A 21,920-nucleotide genomic window follows, 5' to 3' on the forward strand; every position below is an offset into this window, starting at 1 on the left:
CTGGCACGCGTTTGGGGTGTGGCCGGGGCGGGCCACGGCAAGGCAGATATCGAACATATGTTCTATCATCGGTGTGTGGGATGGAACAACGGGCCTCCGACCTGGTCGGAGATGGAGCGAGTGCTGTCGGGGCGTGCGCCTGCGCGCGGCGACCGGCTCGGTGAGACGTTTCCGCCCACGTTCAACGGCGCGGGGCCGCCGGGGGACGGCGGCGATTCGCCGGCATGGTCGCGTAAGCGGGGCCCGTACCAGGCCACCGACATCGAGTTCGGCGCATCGACGGTGCCGTACGCCGAGTTGCACGCGCACAGTGCCTACAGCTTCCTCGACGGCGCGTCGATGCCCGAGGCCATGGTCGAGGAGGCGCAGCGGCTGGGGCTGCGCGGGCTCGCGCTGACCGATCACGACGGCTTCTACGGTGTCGTCCGATTCGCCGAAGCGGCCCGCGAGTTCGGCATGCCGACGGTGTTCGGCGCCGAACTCTCGCTGCAGCGAGACAGTGCCCGCGCCGGTGCGGTGGACCCGCCGGGGGAGCACCTGTTGGTCCTCGCACGCCGCGCCGAGGGCTACCGCCGGCTCTCCCGCGTCATCGCCGACGCGCATATGAGCGGTGGCGAGAAGGGGCTGTTGCGCTACGATGCCGACGCGATCACCGAGTACGCCGCCGACGGCGACTGGCTGGTTCTGACCGGGTGCCGCAAGGGTGCGGTGCGCCGGGCGCTCGACCGCGGCGGCCGGCGGGCCGCCGACACCGCGCTCGGGACGATGATCGACCGTTTCGGGGCCGGGAACATCGCCGTCGAGCTGAGCCCCGGTGCCGGGTCGGACGACGACGAACGCAATGCGATTCTGGCGTCACTGGCCGCATCCCATCGGGTGCCGACAGTCGCGACCACCGGCGCGCACTTCGCCGCGCCGGAGAACGGCCGACTCGCGACGGCGATGGCGGCGGTGCGCGCCCGGACCGATATCGCGACCATCGACGGCTGGATGCCCGGGGTGGGCGGGGCGCACCTGCGCAGCGGAGACGAGATGCTCCGGCTGATGCCCGCCCACCGTGAAGCCATCGACAACGCCGTCGCCTTCGCGGAGGAATGCGCCTTCTCGCTCGGGCTGATCGCCCCGAACCTCCCGCCCTTCGACGTCCCCGACGGCCACACCGAGGCCAGTTGGCTCCGCGCACTCACCGAACGGGGAGCCCGCGAGCGTTACGGCACCAGGGAGCAGCGTCCCGACGCGTACCGGCAGATCGACCACGAGCTGGCGATCATCGAGACGCTGACCTTCCCCGGCTACTTCCTCGTGGTGCACGACATCGTCTCGTTCTGCAAGGACAACGACATCCTGTGTCAGGGCCGGGGCAGCGCGGCGAACTCGGCGGTCTGCTACGCGCTCGGGATCACCAACGTCGACCCGGTCGCCAACCATCTGCTGTTCGAGCGATTCCTCTCACCCGAGCGGGACGGTCCGCCGGACATCGACGTCGACATCGAGTCCGACCGCCGTGAGGAAGCGATCCAGCACGTCTACGCCAAGCACGGGCGCAGTCACAGCGCACAGGTCACCAATGTCATCACCTACCGCGGGCGGTCGGCCGTGCGCGATATGGCCCGGGCGCTCGGGTACGCCCCCGGGCAGCAGGACGCCTGGAGCAAGATCCCCGACTCCGCGCCCGACGACGTCCGCGAGCTCGCCGCGCAGATCTCCTCGCTGCCGAGACATCTGGGGATTCACTCGGGCGGAATGGTGATCTGCGACAGGCCGATCGCCGACGTCTGCCCCACCGAATGGGCCCGGATGGAGAATCGCAGCATCCTGCAGTGGGACAAGGACGACTGCGCGGCGGTCGGCTTGGTGAAGTTCGATCTGCTGGGCCTGGGCATGCTGTCGGCACTGCACTACATGATCGATCTCGTCGCCGAGCACAAGGGCGTGCGGGTGGATCTGGCACGGCTCGACCTGGCCGAGGAGGCCGTCTACGACATGCTGTGCCGCGCCGATTCGGTCGGCGTCTTCCAGGTGGAGTCACGGGCGCAGATGGCGACCCTGCCGCGGCTGAAGCCGCGGAACTTCTACGACCTCGTCGTTGAGGTGGCGTTGATCCGGCCGGGGCCGATCCAGGGCGGTTCGGTGCATCCGTACATCCGCCGGCGCAACGGGCTGGAGGAGCCGCACTGCGATCATCCGTCGATGGAGGACGCACTCGGGCGCACCCTCGGCATTCCACTGTTCCAGGAGCAGCTGATGCAGGTGGCGCGCGATGTCGCGGGTTTCGGCGCCGCGGAGGCCGACCAGTTGCGTCGTGCGATGGGATCCAAACGGTCGCCGGAGAAGATGCAGCGGCTCCGCACACGGTTCTACGACGGGATGCGCGAGAGACACGGCATCACCGGCGACCTCGCCGACCGCATCTACGAGAAGATGGCAGCGTTCGCGAATTTCGGTTTCCCGGAGAGTCATTCGCAGAGTTTCGCGTCGCTGGTCTTCTACTCCGCGTGGTTCAAACTCCATCACCCGGCGGCGTTCTGCGCGGCGCTGCTGCGCGCCCAGCCGATGGGCTTCTACTCGCCGCAGTCGCTGGTCGCCGATGCCCGGCGGCACGGCGTCCAGGTGCACCGACCGGATGTGAACTCCTCGCTCTCCCACGCGAGTCTGGAGAACGACGGGCTCGACGTGCGGATCGGCCTGAGTGCGGTGCGCGGACTGTCCGACGACCTCGCGACGAGGATCGTCGAGGAGCGGACCTGCGGCGGTCCGTTCGTCTCGGTGGCGGATCTGTCCCGGCGTGTGAATGCGACGACGGCGCAGCTGGAGGCGCTCGCGACCGCGGGCGCGTTCGAGAGCCTCGGTCTGGATCGCAGACAGGCGCTATGGGAGGCCGGTGCCGCCTCGGGACTGCGCGACGACCAGCTCGACGTGCCGCCACCGCGGGCGACCCCGACGCTGCCCGGCATGTCGGAGGTGGAACTCACGGCCGTCGACGCGCTCTCCACCGGCATCTCACCCAAGTCCTATCCCACCGAATACCTGCGGCCCCGGCTCGATGCGATGGGTGTGGTCCCGGCCGCCCGGCTGCTGTCGGTGGCCGACGGCAGCCGGGTGCTGGTCGGGGGAGCGGTGACGCATCGGCAGCGGCCGGCCACCGCTTCGGGTGTCACGTTCGTGAACCTCGAAGACGAGACCGGCATGGTGAACGTGGTGTGTTCGGTGGGGTTGTGGGCACGCTATCGGTCACTGGCGCAGACGGCGTCGGCGTTGCTGATCCGGGGCCGGGTGCAGAACGCGGAGGGAGCGGTGACCGTCGTCGCCGATCGGCTGCAGCGACTGGATCTGAAAGTGGGAACGCGGTCTCGGGACTGGTGCTGACGACTCGCCGCACCACCGGCCGAATCGGGATATCGTCGCGGTGACGACGGAGGCGCACAGAGAGCGGGGAGACGCATGGAGGTCGTGATCGTCGATCGTCCGGAGCTGGTGATGGCCGACATCATCGCCGAGGCGATCGAAGGCGGTGCATCGACGCTCGGCCTCGCGACCGGATCGTCGCCGCTGGCCACCTACACCGAGCTGATCCGCAGGCACCGCGAGAACGGGCTGTCGTTCGCGGGCGTCGACGCGGTACTGCTCGACGAGTACGTCGGGCTTCCGCCCACGCACCCGGAGTCGTACGCCCGGTTCATCCGCGACAACTTCACCGATCACATCGACATCGGCACGGTGCACTCGCCGGACGGCATGGCTCCCGATTTCAAGGCCGCCGCCGAAGCCTACGACGCGCTCATCGGCCGCCTCGGCCCGGTGGACGTGCAGATCCTCGGCATCGGCAGCAATGGGCACATCGGATTCAACGAACCGTCGTCGTCACTGACCTCACGCACCCGGATCAAGACGCTGACCGAGAAGACCAGGCAGGACAACGCCCGATTCTTCGACTCGTTCGACGAAGTGCCGATGCACGTGATCACCCAGGGGCTCGGCACCATCTGCGATGCCGAACGGCTCGCGCTGGTCGCCACCGGCGAGGGCAAGGCGGACGCGATCGCGGCGGCGGTGGAGGGACCGCTGTCGGCGTCGTGCCCGGCATCGATCCTCCAGTGGCATCGTCACGCGACGGTGGTGATCGATCCCGCGGCCGCGAGCAAGCTGGCCGACGCCGACTACTACAAGTACGTCTACGCCCACAAGCCTTAGGCGTCCGCAGTGGTTCGCGAACTCGCGGTGCGGCTCGGCTCCGGTCCCACGTAGCGGGCCACCGGACGGATGATCTTGCGCTCGGCGGCCTGTTCGAGGATGTTCGCGGTCCAGCCGACGATTCGCGCGACGCCGAAGGTCGGCGTGAACATCTCCGGCGGCAGACCGACCTCGCTCATCAGCACACCGGCGTAGAACTCGACGTTCGCGTACAGTCGCCGACCGGGCTTGAATTCGTTGATCGCGGTTTCGATCTCGGCCTCCACCGCGGCCGCCTGCCGGACCAGGGGTGAGTCGTAGCGCGTGGTGACCACCTCTTTCAGCAGTTCGGCGCGGGGGTCGTGCGTGCGGTAGACGGCATGACCGAAGCCCATGATGACCTCGCCGCCGGCCACCTTTCCCCGCACCCAGTCCCGGGTGTTCGACGGATCGCCGATCTCCTCGAGCGCCGCCAGCGCCCGTCCGGGCGCGCCGCCGTGCAGCGGGCCGAGAAACGCACCGAGCGCGCCCAGGATCGACGAGGTCATGTCCGACCCCGATGAGGCGACCACACGCCCGGCGAACGTCGAGGCGTTGAAGCCGTGGTCGATGGTGGTCACGAGGTAGGTCTGCAGGGCGCTGACGGCGTCGTCGGTGGTGTTCCCGGTCGCCATCCGCAGGTAGTCGGCCGCCTGTCCGGCGGCGGGGTCGGCGTCGACGACGTCGAGTCCGCGCGCGAGCCGGTGCGCGGCGGCGATCACGGTGGGAGCGATGGCCGCGTAGCGCAGCGCGGCGTGTATGCGGTCGGCTTCGGGCAGGTCGAACAGCGGGCGTTCGGTGATCCCCGCCGTCGCCAGTGCCACGCGCAATGCCGCCAACGGCTCCACATCGGGGGTGACGACGCTGCGCAGCAGATCGACGGTGGTGCCGTCGAGGACGCGGAGTTCACCGATGCGGCGCGCGAACCGCTCCGACGCCGCCGCGTCGGGAAGCTCGCCGTAGATCATCAGATGCCAGACGTCCTCGAAGCGCGCCGTGCGCGCCAGCTCCGTCGCGTCGTACTGCCGGTAGTGGTAGAAGCCCTCCTCGCCGCGCACGTCGCCGATGGCCGTGTCGGTGACGATCACATTCTTCAGTCCGCGGGGAACGGTGATGGGCGTGCTCTGAGTCATGCGGCCGAGTCTGCGCCCATTGATCAACATCTGCAATGTTGATTGAATCAACCCGTGGACCAGTGGATTACCACGTCGGAGGCGGCGGCCCGGCTCGGAGTCAAGCGCGGGACGCTGTACTCGTACGTCAGTCGCGGCGTCCTGTCCTCGTGGCGGATGCCGGGCCAGTCGGAATCGCTGTTCGACCGCACGCAGATCGACTCCCTGGCCGCCGCCAAGCACGACGGACGCCGGGCGGGCGACCGGCTGCTGCGGTTCCGCGCCGTCGCCAGCGGCGTGTCCGCGATCCGCGACGACCGCCTGTACCTGCGGGGCCGTGACCTCGCCGAACTGTGCGCGGAGACCGATTTCGCGGGGGCGGCGAAGTTGGTCCTCGGAGCCTCGTCGGTCGTGACCCCGCCCGACGTCGACGGTTCCGTGGTGTCGGGCGTGCCCGTCGAGCGCCGCATCCCGTTGACGGTGGCGTTGATCGCCGCGGCCGACCCGCTGCGGGCCGATCTGTCGGACATCGGCGACCGCGTCGTGGGACTGCTTCCGCGTCTTGCCGCATCAGTGCCCGAAATCGACTTCACGCACCCGTGGATCGACCTGCTCGCGACCGTCCTGATCGACAACGGGCTCGCCGCGTCGACGACGGCGGCCCGGGTCGCGGCGTCGGCACGCGCCGGGGTGTTCGACGCGCTGCTCGCCGGATACGCGGCGCTGTCGGGTCCGCTGCACGGTGGGGCGCCGGCCACTGCCCGGGTGCTGCTCGACGCGGTGGTCGGCGGGACGGCGGTCGATCGCGCGCTGGCCGACGCGGTGGTCGGAGGCCGTGTGCCGGGGTTCGGGCACGTGATCTACACCGGGGTGGATCCGCGGGCGCGGATCGTGCTCGACCGTGTCCGGGCCGACCGGCCCGACTCGCAGGCACTGGCTGCGGCCGAGTCGATCGCCCGCCGGGTGGGGCGGCCGATGAACATCGACTTCGCCGGTGCTGTCGTCACCCACGAACTGGGGCTCCCGGTGCGGTCGGGGGAGGTGCTGTTTCAGTACGGGCGGACGGTCGGGATGGCCGCGCACGCGGTCGAGGAGTACGGCGAGGCGCCGCTGCGGTGGCGAGGCAGCAGGACGGGGTGACGAGTGGGACGTGCCGGACGCGACCTCGTCACCGGCGTCACACCGCGCCGTCGAACCCGTGCTGACGCCACGCCTCGTACAGCGCGACGCTGGTGGCATTCGCCAGGTTCATCGAACGCCGCCCCTCCAGCATCGGGATGCGCAGCCGGTCGGTGATCCGCGGATCGGCGAGGACCTCGTCGGGCAGTCCCGTGGGTTCCGGTCCGAACAACAGCACATCGCCGGTCTCGTAGGCGACGTCGGTGTAGAAGCGGGTGGCGTGGGCGGTGAAGGCGAACACCCGTCGGGGAGCGAGCCGTTCCCACGCGGTGTCCAGGTCCGGGTGGACGGTCACATTGGCCATCTCGTGGTAGTCGAGACCGGCACGGCGCACCTGGGCATCGGTCATGGTGAACCCGAGCGGCTCGATGAGGTGCAGTTCGCAGCCCGTGTTGGCCGCGATCCGAATCGCATTGCCGGTGTTCGGAGGGATGCAGGGCTGGTAGTAGACGATTCGGAACACACGAGGATCCTATGCTCCGGCACCTCGCAAGCCGGAGTCGAGGCACGGGTGCTTGACGCGCCTCGAATGAATGTGCGAGGATGTTGTATCCGCGATTCGCTGGCGTAGACCCTCTCACGGTCCGCCGGAAGCGATCCGCGAATCTCCCGAGGAACTCTGGGTCAAGGATCGGCGCATCGATGCAGCCGAACCACGAGAGCCTCATGAAGTCCGTGACTGGGCCGATATCGGAGCCCCAGACCCATGACATCTCCCGCGACGGCGTGAGCCGTTGCCATCTACCCGAATGCCAGGAGGCATCACATGAACAGCACTATCGACAACAACAACACCACCATCACCTCGATCGCGGGACGGGCCGGGCTCGATCCGAAGCAGACCGTCTGGTTTCAGATCGACGACGCCACCGGCTTCTACGTGACGGTCGAGGGGTTCCTCGCCGTCGCGCGGTCGCAGCAGATGGCCGCCGCCTGACCTCTGTTCGCGGCAGGGACTGGGCGGTTCAGCACAGGCTGGGCTCGCCGATCTTGACGACCGACAGAACGGCGTCGCCCTCACCGATCGGCGTCCCGGGGGACGGAGTCTGAGCGACGACCACCCAGTTCCGATCGCGGATCTGGTGCCGGCCCCTGCCGGTGGCGTCGTTGCTTCGCGAGTAGAAGACACCGGCGCGCTGGATCTCGTTCTGAGCCTCTTGGAGGTTCATGCACACGACGTTCGGCATGATCGCGTTCGCGGCCGAGCTGACTGGTGCCGCAGGGTGCTGAGTGTTCATCTCGGTCGTCTCCGGCGACGTCGCGCCTCCGGCGGAGACGTCGCCTGTGGAACAGCCGACGAGCAGGCCGGCTGCGACGACTGCCGCAACAACACCGGTCACAGAGCGAAACATGGGGCGCCTCTCATTCTGATGAATGGGACGATACCGACTCATATCGGCCGGCGGCGGGGAACCACCCCGCGTCCGCCGCCTCAGATTCGTCGCGACAGCACCACGCGCCCGCCTCGTGCGGGCGCGTACGCGACGCCTCGGGAGTGCCAGCGTTCGCCCTTCGCTGCGGTCGGCTGGACGGTGAACGTGCGCAGCAGTTCTCGGAGCACCACATCCATCTCCATGTGCGCGAACGCTGCTCCGATGCAGCGCCGGGTGCCGCCGCCGAAGGGCAGCCACGCCTGCCCGGGCTTCGCGTCGACGAAGCGCTGCGGGTCGAACCGTGCCGGGTCGGCGAACTGCCGGCTGTCGTCGTGCAGCAGTGAGATGGCCACCACCGCGTTGTATCCCTTGGGGATTCGGTAGTCGCCGAGTTCGAGACCGTCCTCGGCGATGACGTGTCTGCCGAACAGGTCGATCACCGGCCGGCTCCGCTGGACCTCGTGGATCGTCGCGATCCGGAGTGCGTTCTCCTCCGACCGCGCCTCGGCCGCGAGGTCGGCGAGAATCCGCGGGTGCCGGCTCAGACGCTCCATCGCCCACGCGAGCGTGGTCGCGGTGGTCTCATGACCGGCGGCGAGCAGGGTCAGCAGTTCGTCGCGGATCTCCGCGTCGGACATGACTGTGCCCGTGCAGCGGCGGAGTGAGCAGACGCCGTCGGCGCCGATGCTCGTCGCCGTCGAGTGCGAACATCGAACCGCGGCCCAGGGTGCGCCCGAGGTTGGGCCGGACGTTGACGACGGTGTCCGACTTCGCCATGCACAGTTGCTTGGCCATCGCCGGATCGCTGATCAGCACGGTCTCGCCGAAGAACGGAAGGGCCAGCGCGGCGGCGTCGCCGTAGCGGTGCGCGATCCAGCGCAGGGATCGGCGTCGGTCGACGAGGAATCCGGCACCCTGCACCGCGCGCGGCAGTCGAGGGCCGGGTGGAAGACGGTGCGGCCCGTCGACGCGAGTGCGTTCCTGATCGGAGACTTGGAGATCCACGACATCGTCCTTTCTCGGGAGCGGGTACCGGCGGAACGCGGCCCGCGTCCGCTCTGGTACCAGTCGGTACCAACGGTACGATGAAGTACCGAACTTGCCAAGGGGACCCGTGAGGTGGGAGATGCCGACGACAGAGCAGGAGAGCCCGACCGTCCGCGGACGGCTGCTCGACGCGATGCGCCAGTGCCTGACCGATCGCGGCTACCAAGCGACCACCATCGCCGACATCGTGCGTGTGGCACGCACGTCGAAACGTTCCTTCTACGCCGAGTTCGCAGACAAGCAGGAGTGCTACGTAGAACTGCTGGGCGCCGTCAACGTGGAACTGCTGGCGGCCATCGAGACGGCCGTCGACCCGGCGTCCGCGTGGCCGGCGCAGGTGCGACAGGCGGTGCACGCCTACATCACGGTGTGTGAATCGAATCCCGGCACCACGCGCAGCTGGATTCGGGAACTGCCGGCTCTCGGTGACGCGGCCCGTGCGGTGCAGCTCGCTTCGCTGGAGGCGTTCACGGCTCTGATGGCACGCCTGACCGGCACGGACCGGTTCCACGCCGCGGGCATCCCGCCGATGTCTCGCGAGACCGCGGTGATCGTCTGGGGAGGCATTCGGGAACTCGCGGCATCGACGATCGAACGCGGCCTTCCGCTGAGCTCGCTCGAGGAGCCGGCGGTGGCGGCGTGCGTCGCCCTGGTCGGCGGCACCGCCGCTGCGCGCGCCGTCGACTAGGGGGTACGCGCGATCGGCGGGGATAGTGGAACAATAGAGACCCGTGACGGCGATTCGACTGGACGGCAAACTCACCCGCGACGAGATCTTCACCGATCTGAGCGCCCGCGTGGCGCGGCTCAACGCAGCCGGGATCACTCCCGGACTGGGAACCGTGCTCGTCGGCGACGACCCGGGTTCGCACTCGTACGTGAAGGGCAAGCACTCCGACTGCGCCAAGGTCGGCATCGCGTCGATCCGCAAGGATCTCCCGGCCGACGCGACCACCGCGCAGCTGAACGCCGCGATCGACGAACTCAACGCGGACCCCGCGTGCACCGGCTACATCGTGCAGCTGCCGCTGCCCAAGCATCTCGATGAGAACGCGGCGCTCGAGCGCATCGCACCGGAGAAGGACGCCGACGGTCTGCATCCGATCAACCTCGGCCGCCTCGTGCTCGGTAAGGAGTCGACCCTGCCGTGCACGCCGCGCGGCGTGATCCACCTGCTGCGCCGCTACGACATCCCGCTCGACGGCGCGCGCGTCACCGTGGTCGGCCGCGGCGTCACCATCGGCCGGCCGATCGGCCTGCTGCTGACCCGCCGGAGCGAGAACGCGACGGTCACGCTGTGCCACACCGGTACCCGCGACCTCGCGGCCGAGGTGAGCCGCGCCGACATCGTGGTCGCGGCAGCCGGCGTGCCGCACCTGATCACGGCCGACATGGTGAAGCCGGGTGCCGCCGTCATCGACGTCGGCGTCAGCCGCACCGAGGCGGGACTCACCGGCGACGTGCACCCCGACGTCTGGGAGGTCGCCGGCGCGGTGTCGCCCAACCCGGGCGGCGTCGGTCCGCTGACGCGCGCATTCCTGCTGGCGAACGTCGTCGAGCGCGCCGAAGCTCAGCTGGCGGACCTCGAGAGCAAGTGATGGCGGCCGAGGCGTCCGGGGGTGCCGCGCACGACGGGCCCGTCCCGGTCGACTCGGCACGGGTGGAATCGATGCGCCGTGCCCGCAAGCTGCACGGCTTCATCGCGAACGTGCCCTACTACACCGTTCTGGCGGTGATCGCCGTCGCGGCGCTGCTGGTGCTGATCGACCGTTGGCGCCGCGGGGCATTCGTCTTCGGCTCGGCGATGCTCCTGGGCGCGGTGTTCCGTGCGTTCCTTCCGGCGAATCGCGTCGGCCTCCTGCAGGTGCGCAGCCGCGTCTTCGACATCTGCGCCATGGCGGCGCTCGGCGGCACCGTGCTCTGGCTCGCCACATCGATCGACTCGCTCGGAACCGCATAGCACCTCCGCCGGGTCGGCGCCGGGATGTGTCACGGTTGAGGCATGACCGAATCTGCCGACGCATGCGATCTGTATCGCCGCTGGATCGATGAATTGTGGAACGGGCCGACCGACCGTGAACGTCTCAAGGCGGTCGCCGAGGAACTGGTGAGCGAGGACTTCCTCGGACACTGGCCGAGCGCGGAGGTCGCCGGTCCCGGCAAGCTCGCCGCACTGGTCGACGCCACGAAAGCCACCTACCGGGACCTGGTCTTCGAGGTGGAGGTCGGGCCGTTCGCCGCCGACGGCTACGTGGCCGGGCGGTGGGCAGGTCAGGGTACGACGTCCGACGGCCAGATCTCGTATCTGACGGGCAACGACATCCTGAGCGTCCGTGACGGACGGTTCACCGAGTACTGGGTGGCCTCGACGGAACTGTGAGAGTGAGCGCTGCGGGGTGCGGCTCAGTCCGCCGACCGCCGCAGGCGCGCGACGTCCATCGTCTTCGCGAGGAGTTCCCGGATCGGCTCGAACTCGGTGAGGAATCCGTCGTGGCCGGCGTCGGAGCGGATCACGTGCAGCCCGCCGACGCAGTCGCCGAGCTCGCGGGCGATCTCCTCGAGCTGGTACAGCGGATACAGCCGGTCGGAGTCGATCGCGCCGACGACGGTCGGCACGCTGCATCCGGCCAGGGCCGCCGCGACGCCGCCGCGGTCGCGGCCGACGTCGTGGTTGTTGAGGACATCCGAGAGCACCACGTAGGCGCCCGGATCGAAGCGCCGCTTGAGCTTCTCGGCCTGGTGCTCCAGATAGCTGGCGATGGAGTAGCGGCCGTCGACCAGCGGGTTCTCCTCCCCCTGGGGGCGGTTCTCGAAACGCTGGTCGAGTTCGCGGTCGCTCCGGTAGCTCAGATGCGCGATTCGGCGCGCGATACCCATTCCGATGCTGGGGGAGCGGCCGGTCCCGTAGTAGTCGCCGCCCTGCCACGCGGGATCGGACTTGATCGCCTCGATCTGGGTGGTCTGCGTGCCGATCTGATCGGCGCTGGCGCGTGCGCCCACCGCCAGCACCAGCGCGGCGCCGACCGCGTCGGGGTAGGTGACGGCCCATTCGAGGGCACGGGCACCGCCCATCGAGCCGCCCGCGACGGCGGCCAGCCGGCTGATGCCGAGTGCCTCCAGCGCGAGCGACTCCGACCGGACGAGGTCGCGAACGGTGAGCCGCGGGAAGCGTGACCCCCACGGCCTGCCGTCGGGAGCGAGGGAGCCGGGACCGGTGGAGCCGAAGCAGCCGCCGATCGCGTTCGGCGCCAACACGCACCATTCGTCGGTGTCGACCGCGCAGCCCGGCCCGATCAGTCCGTCCCACCATCCGGTCATCGAGAACTGATCGTCGGCCGGGCCGGCGACGTGCGAGTTACCGGTGAGCGCGTGCAGCGCCAACACGATGTTGTCCCGGGCCGCCGTCGGCGTGCCCCACTTCTGGAAGGCGACGGTGACGTCGGCCAGCGTGGCTCCCGAATCGAGAGTCAGATCGCCGATCGAGACGCTGACCTGAGCTCCGTCCGGACGGGTGGCCCAGTCGGGGTCGCTCACCGTCGTGGCCGGGTCGATACTGACCGACACCTGGCCTCCCTTCAGTGGACGAGACAACGGCAGTGGACGAGACAACGGCTACTTGACTCGCGCTGCCGCGGCGAACCCGGTGGTGAGGTCGGCGAGGATGTCGTCGATGCCCTCGATGCCCACGGCGAGCCGGACCAGACCCGGCGTCACACCGGCGGCCAGCTGCTCCTCCGGGGAGAGCTGGCTGTGCGTGGTGGACGCGGGGTGGATCACCAGCGAGCGGACGTCGCCGATGTTGGCGACATGGCTGTGCAGGGTCAGCGCGTTCACGAAGGCCTTGCCCGCCTCGACGCCGCCCTCGATCTCGAATCCGATGACCGCGCCGGCGCCCTTCGGCAGCAGCTTCTGCGCCCGTTCGTAGTACGGCGACGACTTGAGACCGGCGTACGAGACCGAGGTGACCTGGTCGTTGGCCTCCAAGAACTCGGCCACCTTCTGTGCATTGGAGACGTGGCGCTCCACGCGCAGGCTCAGCGTCTCGATGCCCTGAGCCAGCAGGAAGGCGTTGAACGGGGAGATGGCCGCGCCCGTGTCGCGCAGCAATTGCGTGCGCGCCTTGAGCGCGTAGGCCGGAGCCCCCAGGTCGGCGAAGACGACGCCGTTGTAACTCGGGTCCGGGGTGGTGAAGCCGGGGAACAGGTCTTCACCGTCGCGCTGGACGCGCCAGTCGAAGGTGCCGCCGTCGATGATGACGCCGCCGATCGCGGTGCCGTGACCGCCGATGTACTTGGTGGCCGAGTGCACGACGATGTCGGCCCCGTGCTCGATGGGATTCAGCAGATACGGCGTCGCGACCGTGTTGTCGACGATCAGCGGGAGGCTGTGCGCGTGTGCGACGTCCGCCACTCCGGCGATGTCGAGGACCTGATTGTGCGGGTTCGCGATGGTCTCACCGAACAGTGCGCGGGTGTTGGGCCGGATCGCCGACTTCCACGACTCGAGATCGTCGGGATCGTCGACGAACGAGACCTCGATGCCGAACTTCGGCAGCGTGTAGTGGAAGAGATTGTATGTGCCGCCGTAGATTCGGGGGCTGGAGACGACGTGTCCGCCGGCCTCGACGATGTTCTGAATCGCGTAGGTGGTGGCGGCCTGGCCGGAGGCCACCAAGAGGGCCGCGACGCCGCCGCCGAGAGCCGCGAGGCGCTGCTCGACGGTGTCCTGCGTCGGATTCATGATCCGGGTGTAGATGTTGCCCGGCTCGGCGAGCGCGAACAGGTTCGCCGCGTGGTCGGTGTTGTCGAACACGTACGACGTGGTCTGGTAGATCGGCAGTGCGCGTGTCTTGGCGGTCGCGTCGACTACCTGCCCGGCGTGCACCTGGGTGGTCTCGAAGCTCCAATTCGCGGCGTCAGACATGAGACGTCATTCTCTTTCTTCGGTCGGCGGCCCGGGGCGGGCCTCGTATGTTGGGTCCGACCCTCGGACCCGCGCTTGCTGCGGCGACTTCCGTCGCAGCCAGGTCATCACCCGGAGCACCCCACCGCGGATGGAGGGTTGCCGGTCAGCAAGCCGGGGCTGTGCGCTGACACTCATGACCTGTTGCTGAGGATATATCAACTCGATGCGGCTGTTGAAACGGCTTCACCGCCCCTGGTCGTAAATCTGTCGACTCGGTGGGCGATGTGGTAGGACCGCGCAAAAGCGGCGACCGGTGCGAGCGGTCGGTCTCGGCGCGTCGGCGCTGTGTTCAAGGAGAACTGCTGCCGCACAGGGCATTCGGCGCGGATCTGCGGAGGCGCGGCGGTGCTTGCACGATCGCTCGGTCGCTGAGCTGCTCATGGGATATGCTGGTTAAAACAGTACGCGCGTTCTGTTTGGAGCCCGCCGCGCCGAACGACCGTCCGTATTACGTTTGAGGACGAGTGGCCGGCGGTCTACTGCTGAGGAGGGCACAGAGCCATATGGGCAAGATCAAGGTCGAGGGCACCGTCGTCGAACTCGACGGCGACGAGATGACGCGAATCATCTGGCAGTTCATCAAAGAGAAGCTGATCCACCCCTACCTCGACATCGATCTGGATTACTACGACCTCGGGATCGAGAACCGCGACGCGACCGACGATCAGGTCACGGTGGACGCCGCGCACGCGATTCAGAAGCACGGTGTCGGCGTCAAGTGCGCCACCATCACCCCCGACGAGGCCCGCGTCGAGGAATTCGGTCTCAAGAAGATGTGGCGATCGCCTAACGGCACCATTCGGAACATCCTCGGCGGCACCATCTTCCGGGCTCCGATCCTGATCTCGAACGTGCCTCGGCTGGTACCCGGCTGGACCAAGCCGGTGGTCGTCGGGCGTCACGCCTTCGGCGACCAGTACCGCGCCACCGACTTCAAGGTGCCCTCGGCGGGCACGGTCACCATCACCTACACGCCCGACGACGGAAGCGAGCCGATCGAGCACGAGATCGTCCGAATCCCCGAGTCGGGTGGCGTCGTGATGGGCATGTACAACTTCAACAAGTCGATCGAGGACTTCGCGCGGGCGTCGTTCAACTACGGACTGCAGCGCAACTATCCGGTGTACCTGTCCACCAAGAACACCATCCTCAAGGCCTACGACGGCGCGTTCAAGGACATCTTCGCCGACGTCTTCGAGCGTGAGTTCAAGGCCGAGTTCGATGCCGCGGGGCTGCACTACGAGCACCGGCTGATCGACGACATGGTCGCCTCGTCGCTCAAGTGGGAGGGCGGCTACGTCTGGGCGTGCAAGAACTACGACGGCGACGTCCAGTCGGACACCGTGGCCCAGGGCTACGGCTCGCTCGGACTGATGACCTCGGTTCTGATGACACCCGACGGCCAGACCTGCGAGGCCGAGGCCGCGCACGGTACCGTGACCCGGCACTACCGGCAGCACCAGCAGGGCAAGCCGACGTCGACCAATCCGATCGCGTCGATCTTCGCCTGGACGCGTGGTCTGGACCACCGCGGCAAGCTCGACAACACCCCCGAGGTGCGCGAGTTCGCGGAGAAGCTCGAGGACGTCGTCATCAAGACCGTCGAGTCGGGGAAGATGACCAAGGACCTGGCACTGCTGGTCGGCGGCGACCAGGCGTACCTCACCACCGAGGAGTTCCTGGGCGCCCTCGACGACAATCTGCAGGCCGCGCTGCGGTAGTCCTCTCCTCCGGGTGTCGGAGGTCACCGCGGGTCTGTGGAATGGCGCTCGGCGTGCGGGTGTTGCGCATCGGGTGGACACCGAGACTCAGGACGTGGCGGCATCGTGCGACGGCGAGCATCCGGCTCGGCGGGTGGGCTGGGTGGTCGGAGCACTCGCGCTCGGCGGGTTCGGCATCGGAACCACCGAGTTCGTCGCGATGGGGCTGCTGCCGAACATCGCGTCGAGCCTCGGCGTCAGTGAGCCGACCGCCGGGCACCTGATCTCCGCCTATGCGCTGGGCGTGGTGGTGGGCGCTCCGCTGATCGCGGTGCTCGCGGCCCGGGTGTCGCGACGGACGCTGTTGATCGCACTCATGGTGGCGTTCACTCTCGGCAATGCGCTGAGTCTGGTGGCGCAGAACTATCCGACGCTGATGGCCGCACGCTTCGTCGCCGGGCTGCCGCACGGGGCGTATTTCGGCGTGGCCTCGTTGGTCGCCGCCCACCTCGCCGGCCCCGGCCGCCGTGCGCAGGCGGTGGGGCAGGTGATGATGGGACTGTCGGTGGCCAACGTCCTCGGGGTGCCGGCGGCCACCTGGCTGGGCCAGGCGCTCGGGTGGCGCGCCGCCCTCGCCCTCGTCGTGGTGATCGGTGCTGTGACGGTGCTCGCGCTGTGGCGCGTGGTGCCCGATCTGCGGTCGATGCGCACCACCGATCCCGCCACTGAACTCGGCGGACTCCGCCACGGGCAGATCTGGCTGACGCTGCTGGTCGGCGTGGTGGGATTCGGCGGCTTCTTCGCCTTCTACACGTATCTGAACACCGCGCTCACCTCGCTGGGCGGACTGTCGGAGGCCGCGGTGCCGATCGCGCTGATGCTGTTCGGCGCGGGAATGGTGAGCGGCAATTACCTCGGCGGCCGTCTCGCCGACCGCCTGGGCGACAAGGCCATCGCCATCGGCATGGCGAGCGCAGCGTCGGCGCTGGTGCTGTTCGCGCTCCTGGTGTCCACCGGGTGGCCGGCCGTGATCATGACCTTCTTCGTCGGCTGTTCCGGATCGGCCGCCATCCCCGGGCTGCAGACGCGATTGATGGACGTCGCGCACGATGCGCAGACGATCGCGGCCGCGCTCAACCATTCGGCGCTGAACGTCGCCAACGCTCTCGGCGCATGGGTCGGCGGACTGGTGATCGCCCACGGTCTCGGCTACCGGGCACCGTCACTGGTCGGTGCGGTCCTCGCGGTGGGCGGCGTGCTGGTGCTCGCGGCGGCGGTGGCGGCTGCGCGGCGGTCCGGCGAGGAGATGCCTCAGCGGGAGGTCGCGGTTCCGGTCGGAGACGAGCCCGTGGGCGATGTCCGAAGCGGTCGCTAGGGTGGTCCCGTGACCACACCGTTCTCCATCACCACGATCAACGTCAACGGGATCCGTGCCGCTGTGAAGCAGCGCTCGGACGACAATCCGGGCATGCTCCCGTGGCTCGAGGACGCCGCACCCGACGTGGTGCTGATGCAAGAGGTGAGGGCCGGCGACGCGATCGCTCGCAAGGCGCTGCAGCCCGCGCTGGATGCCGGGTGGCACTTCGTGCACACGGAATCGTCGGTCAACGGCCGCGCCGGCGTCGGGATCCTGTCTCGCCGCGCACCCTCGCAGGTGCGGGTCGGTTTCGGCAGCGACGAGTTCGACACGGCGGGACGCTATATCGAGGCGGACTTCGACTTCGGCGGTGAGACGGTGACCGCGGCGAGCCTGTATCTGCCGACGGGGGCGGCGCCGACCGAGCAGGAGAAGGACATCGAGAAGTACGAGGAGAAGCGGCGCTTCCTCGAAGCGTTCCGGCCCTACCTCGACAAACTGCTCGGCACCGGGGGACTGGCGGTGGTGGCGGGCGACTGGAACATCGCGCCCGACGAGCGTGACATCAAGAACTGGAAGGGCAATCTCAAGAACGCGGGTTTCCTCCCGCACGAGCGGGCATGGGTCGCCGGGCTGCTGGAGGCCGGCTGGGTGGACGTGGCGCGCGAGCATCACGGCGACGTCGCTGGGCCGTACGCGTGGTGGTCGTGGCGGGGCAAGGCGTTCGACAACGACGCCGGCTGGCGTATCGACTACCACCTCGCGACGCCGGCATTGGCTGCACGAGCGCAACGGACGTGGGTTGATCGAGCCGGCGCGTACAACCTTCGGTGGTCCGATCACGCCCCGGTGACCGCGGTGTTCGGCTGAGCGGTCCGCGGCCTCCGGGGCGCATCCGTCAGCTGGCCGATTTGCTTCCGCTGCCGATGCCGCCGATCACGCCGCCGACCAGTCCGGCCACCACCTCGCTGATGATGTCCTGGGTGGACCCGGAACTGGACAGATCGCCGCTGACGCTGCCGATCGCCTCGCCGGGAGACATCGGGCGAGTCAGGAAGCACGCGGTGAGACCGGGGAAGGTGCCGTCGACGCCGACAGTTCCGGTGACGGCGATGCCGCCGCTGGTGACCGGGAAGCCGGGAATCTCCGACAGCGGCATGTCGTAGGTGAACGACGCCGTGACGGGATGGCTCGAGGTCACCGACCAGCCCGTGTTCGAGACCTTCCAGCCGGTACCGGACGCAGTCACCGGAACCGCCTCTTCTTTGAGGCCGGTGAGGAAGTGGTACGCCCTCACCTTCGCCGTCGGCTTCCCGAATCCGGCGGGCGGGGTGTCGGTGATCGAGTTGACGTACGGATTGCCGGCACCGGAGGTGCCGACGTCGATCGTGTAGGTCACCTTCGCGAGCGCACCGGCGGTCTGGGTCACCGACTCGGAGTAGTTATGCGTCGCTAGGGTGGCCTTCTTGGTGGTGCGGCTGGCCGACGAGCAGGTCGCGGCGTCGGCGCCACCTGCCGCGCCGACGGAGGCGGCGGTGAGGCCACCGCAGATCAGGGCGGCTGCGGTGACGAGAGAAGTCGTGCGGGACAAGGGGATTCGCTTCATGCGGGACCACCGTTCAGAGAGAATCATCAGTGACTGCGCCAAGGGCGCTTCGGTGCGATCCTGGCACGCACACAGCCGAGGAGCCGATTCGCGGCGCGGGCGATGGCACGAATCCGAGGTCGGCGGCGGGCGCTTCTCCGCGGTCCCGACTACGCGGAAACAAGCGGGTCCGCTTCCCGTCACGGGAAGCGGACCCACTGGATGAATCGTGTGGGATCAGCCGGCCATGTCACCGACGATGCCGCCGATGACGCCCGGCAGCACATCGGAGAGTGAACCGGTGCTCGACAGCTGTCCGTCCGAGGAACCCAGACCCGCGGAATCCAGGCTGCCGGTGATCGCCTCGCCGGCGTTGGGTGCGCGCACCGTGGTGCAGGCGGTCAGGTTCGGCATCTGCTTCGAACCGATCGACCAATCCGGCGTTCCTCGCACGGCGGCACCGCCGCTGGTGAGCTGCTTTCCGACTCGAACGCTGCTGGGGAGCTGGTAAGTGAAGCTCGCCGTGTATGCCTGACCAGCGAAGATCGCCCACCCGGTGTGGCTGATCCGCCAGCTGGCGTTGTCTTTGGTGACGTCGCCGGGTGCGACGGCCCGTTCCTGGATGAGTTTGTCGAACGCACCGCCGCCGCCGAGAATGCCGCCGAGCAGGGTGAACGCCTTGACCTTGACCGTCGGCTTCACATCACGTAGTTCCGCCGGCGGGGTGTCCCAGACGCCCTGCACGTACGGGTTACCTGCGCCGGTTGTGCTGACGGAGATCGAATAGGTAATCGATGCACCCTGGCCGACCTCGGCGGGTGCCGACTTCTGGAAGATGTACTTGATGCTGGGAATGATGGCGTCGCTGACAGTCTCGGTCGACTCCGACTTGCAGGTGGCGGCCGAGGCGCCGCCGACGGCACCGGTGACCGCGGGGGCAGCGGTGAGTCCGGCGCCCGCGACGGCGGCGGCAGCAGCGACGATCGCGCCGCGCTTGACGAGGGACAGCTTCATGGGGGCTCCGTTGTTCGGAAGGGATTGACCAGGAGGGAGAGGCCGGTGCGGTGACCGGTTGAAGCTTGAAGCTAACAGTGGTGGTGACCACGTGACGATCCAATGACCGGACATGTCACACATGGCGACACGATTTCGGTGTTTCGTCGGCCGATCGACCGGCGCGGAAGCCGGTCCGCGACCGTCGGAAACTCGATTGTCCGGGTCTGAAACAATTGAGGTCATGACATCGCCTGTATCGCGGCCTGCACCGCGCCGCCGCGTCCTGTCCGGAATCCAGCCGACCAGCGACTCGTTCCACCTCGGGAACTACCTCGGCGCGGTACGGCAGTGGGTGCAGTTGCAGGACGAGTTCGACGAGGCCTTCTACTTCATCCCGGACATGCATGCGATCACGGTTCCGCAGGACCCGAAGGTGCTGCGGGAGCGCACCCGACGCAGCGTCGCACAATTGTTGGCGGTCGGCGTCGACCCGAAGCGCGCGACCATCTACGTGCAGTCGCACGTGCCGGAGATCGCACAGCTGACCTGGGTGCTGTCGTGTCTCACCGGGTTCGGCGAGGCCAGCCGGATGACGCAGTTCAAGGACAAGTCGGCGAAGTCGGGAACCGATGCTGCCGGCGTAGGCCTGTTCACCTATCCGATCCTGATGGCGGCCGACATCCTCGCCTTCCAGGTCGACAGCGTTCCGGTGGGCGAGGACCAGCGGCAGCATCTGGAACTGACGCGCGACCTCGCCCAGCGCTTCAACAAGCGATACGGCAAGACGCTGACGGTGCCGAAGCCGTACATCGTCGAAGAGTTCGCCAAGATCTACGACCTCCAGAACCCGACGGCGAAGATGAGCAAATCGGCCGACTCCGACTCGGGTCTGATCTCTCTGCTCGATGAACCGAAGCGGTCGGCCAAGAAGATCCGCTCGGCCGTCACCGACAATGACAGGGTCGTCGCCTTCGACCGCGAGAACAAACCGGGCGTCTCCAACCTCCTCACCATTCAAGCGGCGCTGACCGGGCGTGCGATGGACGAAATCGTCGCGTCGTACGAGGGCAAGGGATACGGTGAGCTGAAAGTCGATACCGCCGACATCCTCACGGAGTTCGTCACGCCGTTGCGCGGTCGCGTCGAAGAGATCCTGGCCGATCGGGCTCACCTGGACGGCATCCTCGCCGACGGAGCCGCACGCGCTCGGGAGATCGCGTCGGACACCGTCGCCGCCGTCTACGACAAGGTCGGATTCCTGCTGCCCGGCTGATCACCGGGTAGGGTCCGAGCGACGACGCCGCGGGGAGTGACGTGGCCGAGACGAAGGGGAGCATGGACCGCATCAAGGAGATCATCGCCCGGCTGAAGGCGCTGTACGACGCGTCGATCGACCGGTGGGGCCTGCTGCGCCACGTCGTCGCGACGCTCGACCGGTACAACGAGCGTCGCGGAAATGCCTACGCCGCGGCGATCAGCTTCATCGGCATCCTGGCTCTCGTCCCGATCCTGATGGTGTCGTTCGCCACCGCAGCCTTCGTGCTGGTCTGGAATCCCGCGCTGCTGACCGATATCACCGATGCGATCGTCGAACACGTGCCCGGCGAGCTCGGGGATCAGCTGAACTCGGTGATCGACTCCGCCATCGCCTCGCGCCGCACGGTCGGTGTGATCGGTCTGGTGACCGCGGCGCTGACCGGTATCGGCTGGATGACGTTGATGCGCAACGGTCTCACGGAGATGTGGGGCGGGCGCGTCAAGAACAACGCGATTCTCGGCAAACTGTACGACCTCGGCACGTTCGTGGCACTGGGACTGCTGTTCCTCGTCACCATCGGACTGAACATCGTGTCCACCGGGCCGCTGGGCTCGCAGATCACCGACTATCTGGGTCTGCCCGACAACTGGCTCATGACTTTCCTGCTGCGCGCGGCGTCGGTGATCGTCGGGGTGGCCGCCACCTGGGTGCTGTTCATCGTGGTTCTCGCGTGGATGCCGCGCTGTACCGTGTCGGCACGTGCGATCCTGTGGCCGGCCCTCGGCACGGCGGTCGTGTTCGAGATCCTGAAATCGGTGAGCAGCCTGTATCTGCAGAAGGTGTTGGGGAGCCCGGCGGGCACCGCGTTCGGGCCGATCATCGGTGTGATGGTCTTCGCCTATCTCGCTTCCCGGATCGTGCTCTACGCGGCCGCCTGGAGCGCCGCCGACCCGAACAACGAGCGGTTCCTGATCGTCGACGAGCTCGAGCACCCGGAGGAGCCGGAAGCCGAACCCGTGGTCCTGGCGCCGGTGTATGAGGCGGAGCCGGAGAAGCAGGCGCGCCGTCTGATCGCCGCGGCCGGGATAGGCGCCGCGGCGGCGGGGCTGGCCGGCTGGCTCGGCCGTCACGACCGCTGA

The 21,920-nt window shown here is 68.2% G+C and carries 20 protein-coding genes, 1 pseudogene and 1 riboswitch; of the genes and pseudogenes, 13 read left to right on the forward strand and 8 right to left on the reverse strand.

Annotated elements, in window-relative coordinates:
• The first annotated feature begins 75 nt into the window (after positions 1-75).
• Together ACK8HH_RS05625 and nagB are read left to right on the forward strand one after the other, a co-directional pair.
• Positions 76-3,366 (forward strand): error-prone DNA polymerase, encoded by a 3,291-nt coding sequence (locus ACK8HH_RS05625; protein ID WP_412475601.1) that lies wholly within the window; start codon positions 76-78, stop codon positions 3,364-3,366.
• 75 nt (positions 3,367-3,441) lie between these two features.
• Positions 3,442-4,191: a glucosamine-6-phosphate deaminase gene (nagB, locus tag ACK8HH_RS05630; protein ID WP_006897218.1), complete on the forward strand. Its 750-nt coding sequence runs from the start codon at positions 3,442-3,444 to the stop codon at positions 4,189-4,191.
• Here the strand turns inward: nagB and ACK8HH_RS05635 are convergent.
• Positions 4,188-5,342: a citrate/2-methylcitrate synthase gene (locus ACK8HH_RS05635; RefSeq protein WP_412475602.1), complete on the reverse strand. Its 1,155-nt coding sequence runs from the start codon at positions 5,340-5,342 to the stop codon at positions 4,188-4,190. The genes nagB and ACK8HH_RS05635 overlap by 4 nt on opposite strands.
• A 54-nt stretch (positions 5,343-5,396) precedes the next feature.
• On the opposite strand from ACK8HH_RS05635, the gene ACK8HH_RS05640 reads away from it, so the two are divergent.
• Entirely contained in the window at positions 5,397-6,461 is a 1,065-nt protein-coding gene (locus tag ACK8HH_RS05640; RefSeq protein WP_412475603.1) for a citrate/2-methylcitrate synthase, read from the forward strand.
• A 37-nt stretch (positions 6,462-6,498) separates the two neighbouring features.
• Here ACK8HH_RS05640 and ACK8HH_RS05645 read toward each other — a convergent pair whose 3' ends face one another.
• Positions 6,499-6,963: a tRNA (cytidine(34)-2'-O)-methyltransferase gene (locus ACK8HH_RS05645; protein ID WP_006897221.1), complete on the reverse strand. Its 465-nt coding sequence runs from the start codon at positions 6,961-6,963 to the stop codon at positions 6,499-6,501.
• A gap of 303 nt (positions 6,964-7,266) precedes the next feature.
• Here ACK8HH_RS05645 and ACK8HH_RS05650 point away from each other — a divergent pair, with 303 nt between their 5' ends.
• Entirely contained in the window at positions 7,267-7,437 is a 171-nt protein-coding gene (locus ACK8HH_RS05650; RefSeq protein ID WP_412475604.1) for a hypothetical protein, read from the forward strand.
• A 28-nt stretch (positions 7,438-7,465) separates the two neighbouring features.
• On the opposite strand, the gene ACK8HH_RS05655 is transcribed toward ACK8HH_RS05650, so the two are convergent.
• Positions 7,466-7,840, reverse strand: a complete 375-nt coding sequence (locus ACK8HH_RS05655; RefSeq protein WP_412475605.1) for a PASTA domain-containing protein — start codon at positions 7,838-7,840, stop codon at positions 7,466-7,468.
• A gap of 92 nt (positions 7,841-7,932) precedes the next feature.
• Positions 7,933-8,878 (reverse strand): annotated as a pseudogene (locus ACK8HH_RS05660) (cytochrome P450).
• Positions 8,879-8,999: 121 nt separating this feature from the next.
• Between ACK8HH_RS05660 and ACK8HH_RS05665 the strand changes: the two are divergent.
• From ACK8HH_RS05665 to ACK8HH_RS05680, 4 genes are read left to right on the forward strand one after another with little or no spacing between them, the layout of a single operon-like run.
• Positions 9,000-9,608 carry a TetR/AcrR family transcriptional regulator gene (locus ACK8HH_RS05665; protein ID WP_412475606.1) on the forward strand — a complete coding sequence of 203 codons (609 nt, stop codon included), beginning with the start codon at positions 9,000-9,002 and terminating at the stop codon, positions 9,606-9,608.
• Positions 9,609-9,651: 43 nt separating this feature from the next.
• Positions 9,652-10,518, forward strand: a complete 867-nt coding sequence (locus ACK8HH_RS05670) for a bifunctional methylenetetrahydrofolate dehydrogenase/methenyltetrahydrofolate cyclohydrolase (protein WP_412475607.1) — start codon at positions 9,652-9,654, stop codon at positions 10,516-10,518.
• Positions 10,518-10,880 (forward strand): DUF3017 domain-containing protein, encoded by a 363-nt coding sequence (locus tag ACK8HH_RS05675; protein WP_278126704.1) that lies wholly within the window; start codon positions 10,518-10,520, stop codon positions 10,878-10,880. The genes ACK8HH_RS05670 and ACK8HH_RS05675 overlap by 1 nt, the downstream gene beginning before the upstream one ends.
• A gap of 42 nt (positions 10,881-10,922) precedes the next feature.
• A complete protein-coding gene (locus ACK8HH_RS05680; protein WP_346075999.1) occupies positions 10,923-11,300 on the forward strand; it encodes a nuclear transport factor 2 family protein in 378 nt (125 codons plus the stop codon).
• A 23-nt stretch (positions 11,301-11,323) separates the two neighbouring features.
• Here the strand turns inward: ACK8HH_RS05680 and metX are convergent, their stop codons facing one another.
• Together metX and ACK8HH_RS05690 are read right to left on the reverse strand one after the other, a co-directional pair.
• A complete protein-coding gene (metX, locus tag ACK8HH_RS05685; RefSeq protein ID WP_412475608.1) occupies positions 11,324-12,484 on the reverse strand; it encodes a homoserine O-acetyltransferase MetX in 1,161 nt (386 codons plus the stop codon).
• 48 nt (positions 12,485-12,532) lie between these two features.
• Positions 12,533-13,843 carry a bifunctional o-acetylhomoserine/o-acetylserine sulfhydrylase gene (locus tag ACK8HH_RS05690; RefSeq protein WP_412475609.1) on the reverse strand — a complete coding sequence of 437 codons (1,311 nt, stop codon included), beginning with the start codon at positions 13,841-13,843 and terminating at the stop codon, positions 12,533-12,535.
• A 66-nt stretch (positions 13,844-13,909) separates the two neighbouring features.
• Positions 13,910-14,024: riboswitch (SAM riboswitch) on the reverse strand.
• Between the two features lie 364 nt (positions 14,025-14,388).
• Here ACK8HH_RS05690 and ACK8HH_RS05695 point away from each other — a divergent pair.
• The 3 genes from ACK8HH_RS05695 to ACK8HH_RS05705 all read left to right on the forward strand — a co-directional run bounded on the left by ACK8HH_RS05695 (position 14,389) and on the right by ACK8HH_RS05705 (position 17,812).
• Positions 14,389-15,606 (forward strand): NADP-dependent isocitrate dehydrogenase, encoded by a 1,218-nt coding sequence (locus ACK8HH_RS05695; RefSeq protein ID WP_006897232.1) that lies wholly within the window; start codon positions 14,389-14,391, stop codon positions 15,604-15,606.
• A 94-nt stretch (positions 15,607-15,700) separates the two neighbouring features.
• Positions 15,701-16,960: an MFS transporter gene (locus ACK8HH_RS05700; RefSeq protein ID WP_231650279.1), complete on the forward strand. Its 1,260-nt coding sequence runs from the start codon at positions 15,701-15,703 to the stop codon at positions 16,958-16,960.
• Between the two features lie 9 nt (positions 16,961-16,969).
• Positions 16,970-17,812, forward strand: coding sequence for an exodeoxyribonuclease III (locus ACK8HH_RS05705; RefSeq protein ID WP_045539307.1), 843 nt, complete (start codon positions 16,970-16,972; stop codon positions 17,810-17,812).
• A gap of 28 nt (positions 17,813-17,840) precedes the next feature.
• On the opposite strand, the gene ACK8HH_RS05710 is transcribed toward ACK8HH_RS05705, so the two are convergent.
• Complete coding sequence (locus ACK8HH_RS05710) at positions 17,841-18,548, reverse strand: hypothetical protein (RefSeq protein ID WP_412475610.1); 708 nt, start codon at positions 18,546-18,548, stop codon at positions 17,841-17,843.
• A gap of 216 nt (positions 18,549-18,764) precedes the next feature.
• Positions 18,765-19,541, reverse strand: coding sequence for a hypothetical protein (locus ACK8HH_RS05715; protein WP_412475611.1), 777 nt, complete (start codon positions 19,539-19,541; stop codon positions 18,765-18,767).
• A gap of 223 nt (positions 19,542-19,764) precedes the next feature.
• Between ACK8HH_RS05715 and trpS the strand changes: the two genes are divergently transcribed.
• Positions 19,765-20,796 (forward strand): tryptophan--tRNA ligase, encoded by a 1,032-nt coding sequence (gene trpS, locus ACK8HH_RS05720; protein WP_006897237.1) that lies wholly within the window; start codon positions 19,765-19,767, stop codon positions 20,794-20,796.
• Positions 20,797-20,858: 62 nt separating this feature from the next.
• The gene (locus ACK8HH_RS05725; RefSeq protein WP_006897238.1) at positions 20,859-21,920 is read left to right on the forward strand and encodes a YhjD/YihY/BrkB family envelope integrity protein; all 1,062 of its coding nucleotides are present in this window, start codon (positions 20,859-20,861) and stop codon (positions 21,918-21,920) included.

Source organism: Gordonia sp. LUNF6 (assembly GCF_047041125.1).
In the GTDB taxonomy this organism is placed as follows: domain Bacteria; phylum Actinomycetota; class Actinomycetes; order Mycobacteriales; family Mycobacteriaceae; genus Gordonia; species Gordonia sihwensis.

What these genes read in the sequence shown, in the direction of transcription:
- nagB (WP_006897218.1), top strand. Translation starts at nt 3,442, where the DNA reads ATGGAGGTCGTGATCGTCGATCGTCCGGAGCTGGTGATGGCCGACATC.
- ACK8HH_RS05690 (WP_412475609.1), bottom strand. Translation starts at nt 13,843, where the DNA reads ATGTCTGACGCCGCGAATTGGAGCTTCGAGACCACCCAGGTGCACGCC.
- trpS (WP_006897237.1), top strand. Translation starts at nt 19,765, where the DNA reads ATGACATCGCCTGTATCGCGGCCTGCACCGCGCCGCCGCGTCCTGTCC.
- ACK8HH_RS05680 (WP_346075999.1), top strand. Translation starts at nt 10,923, where the DNA reads ATGACCGAATCTGCCGACGCATGCGATCTGTATCGCCGCTGGATCGAT.
- ACK8HH_RS05675 (WP_278126704.1), top strand. Translation starts at nt 10,518, where the DNA reads ATGGCGGCCGAGGCGTCCGGGGGTGCCGCGCACGACGGGCCCGTCCCG.
- ACK8HH_RS05665 (WP_412475606.1), top strand. Translation starts at nt 9,000, where the DNA reads ATGCCGACGACAGAGCAGGAGAGCCCGACCGTCCGCGGACGGCTGCTC.
- ACK8HH_RS05695 (WP_006897232.1), top strand. Translation starts at nt 14,389, where the DNA reads ATGGGCAAGATCAAGGTCGAGGGCACCGTCGTCGAACTCGACGGCGAC.
- ACK8HH_RS05725 (WP_006897238.1), top strand. Translation starts at nt 20,859, where the DNA reads ATGGACCGCATCAAGGAGATCATCGCCCGGCTGAAGGCGCTGTACGAC.
- ACK8HH_RS05635 (WP_412475602.1), bottom strand. Translation starts at nt 5,342, where the DNA reads ATGACTCAGAGCACGCCCATCACCGTTCCCCGCGGACTGAAGAATGTG.
- ACK8HH_RS05715 (WP_412475611.1), bottom strand. Translation starts at nt 19,541, where the DNA reads ATGAAGCTGTCCCTCGTCAAGCGCGGCGCGATCGTCGCTGCTGCCGCC.
- ACK8HH_RS05710 (WP_412475610.1), bottom strand. Translation starts at nt 18,548, where the DNA reads ATGAAGCGAATCCCCTTGTCCCGCACGACTTCTCTCGTCACCGCAGCC.
- ACK8HH_RS05650 (WP_412475604.1), top strand. Translation starts at nt 7,267, where the DNA reads ATGAACAGCACTATCGACAACAACAACACCACCATCACCTCGATCGCG.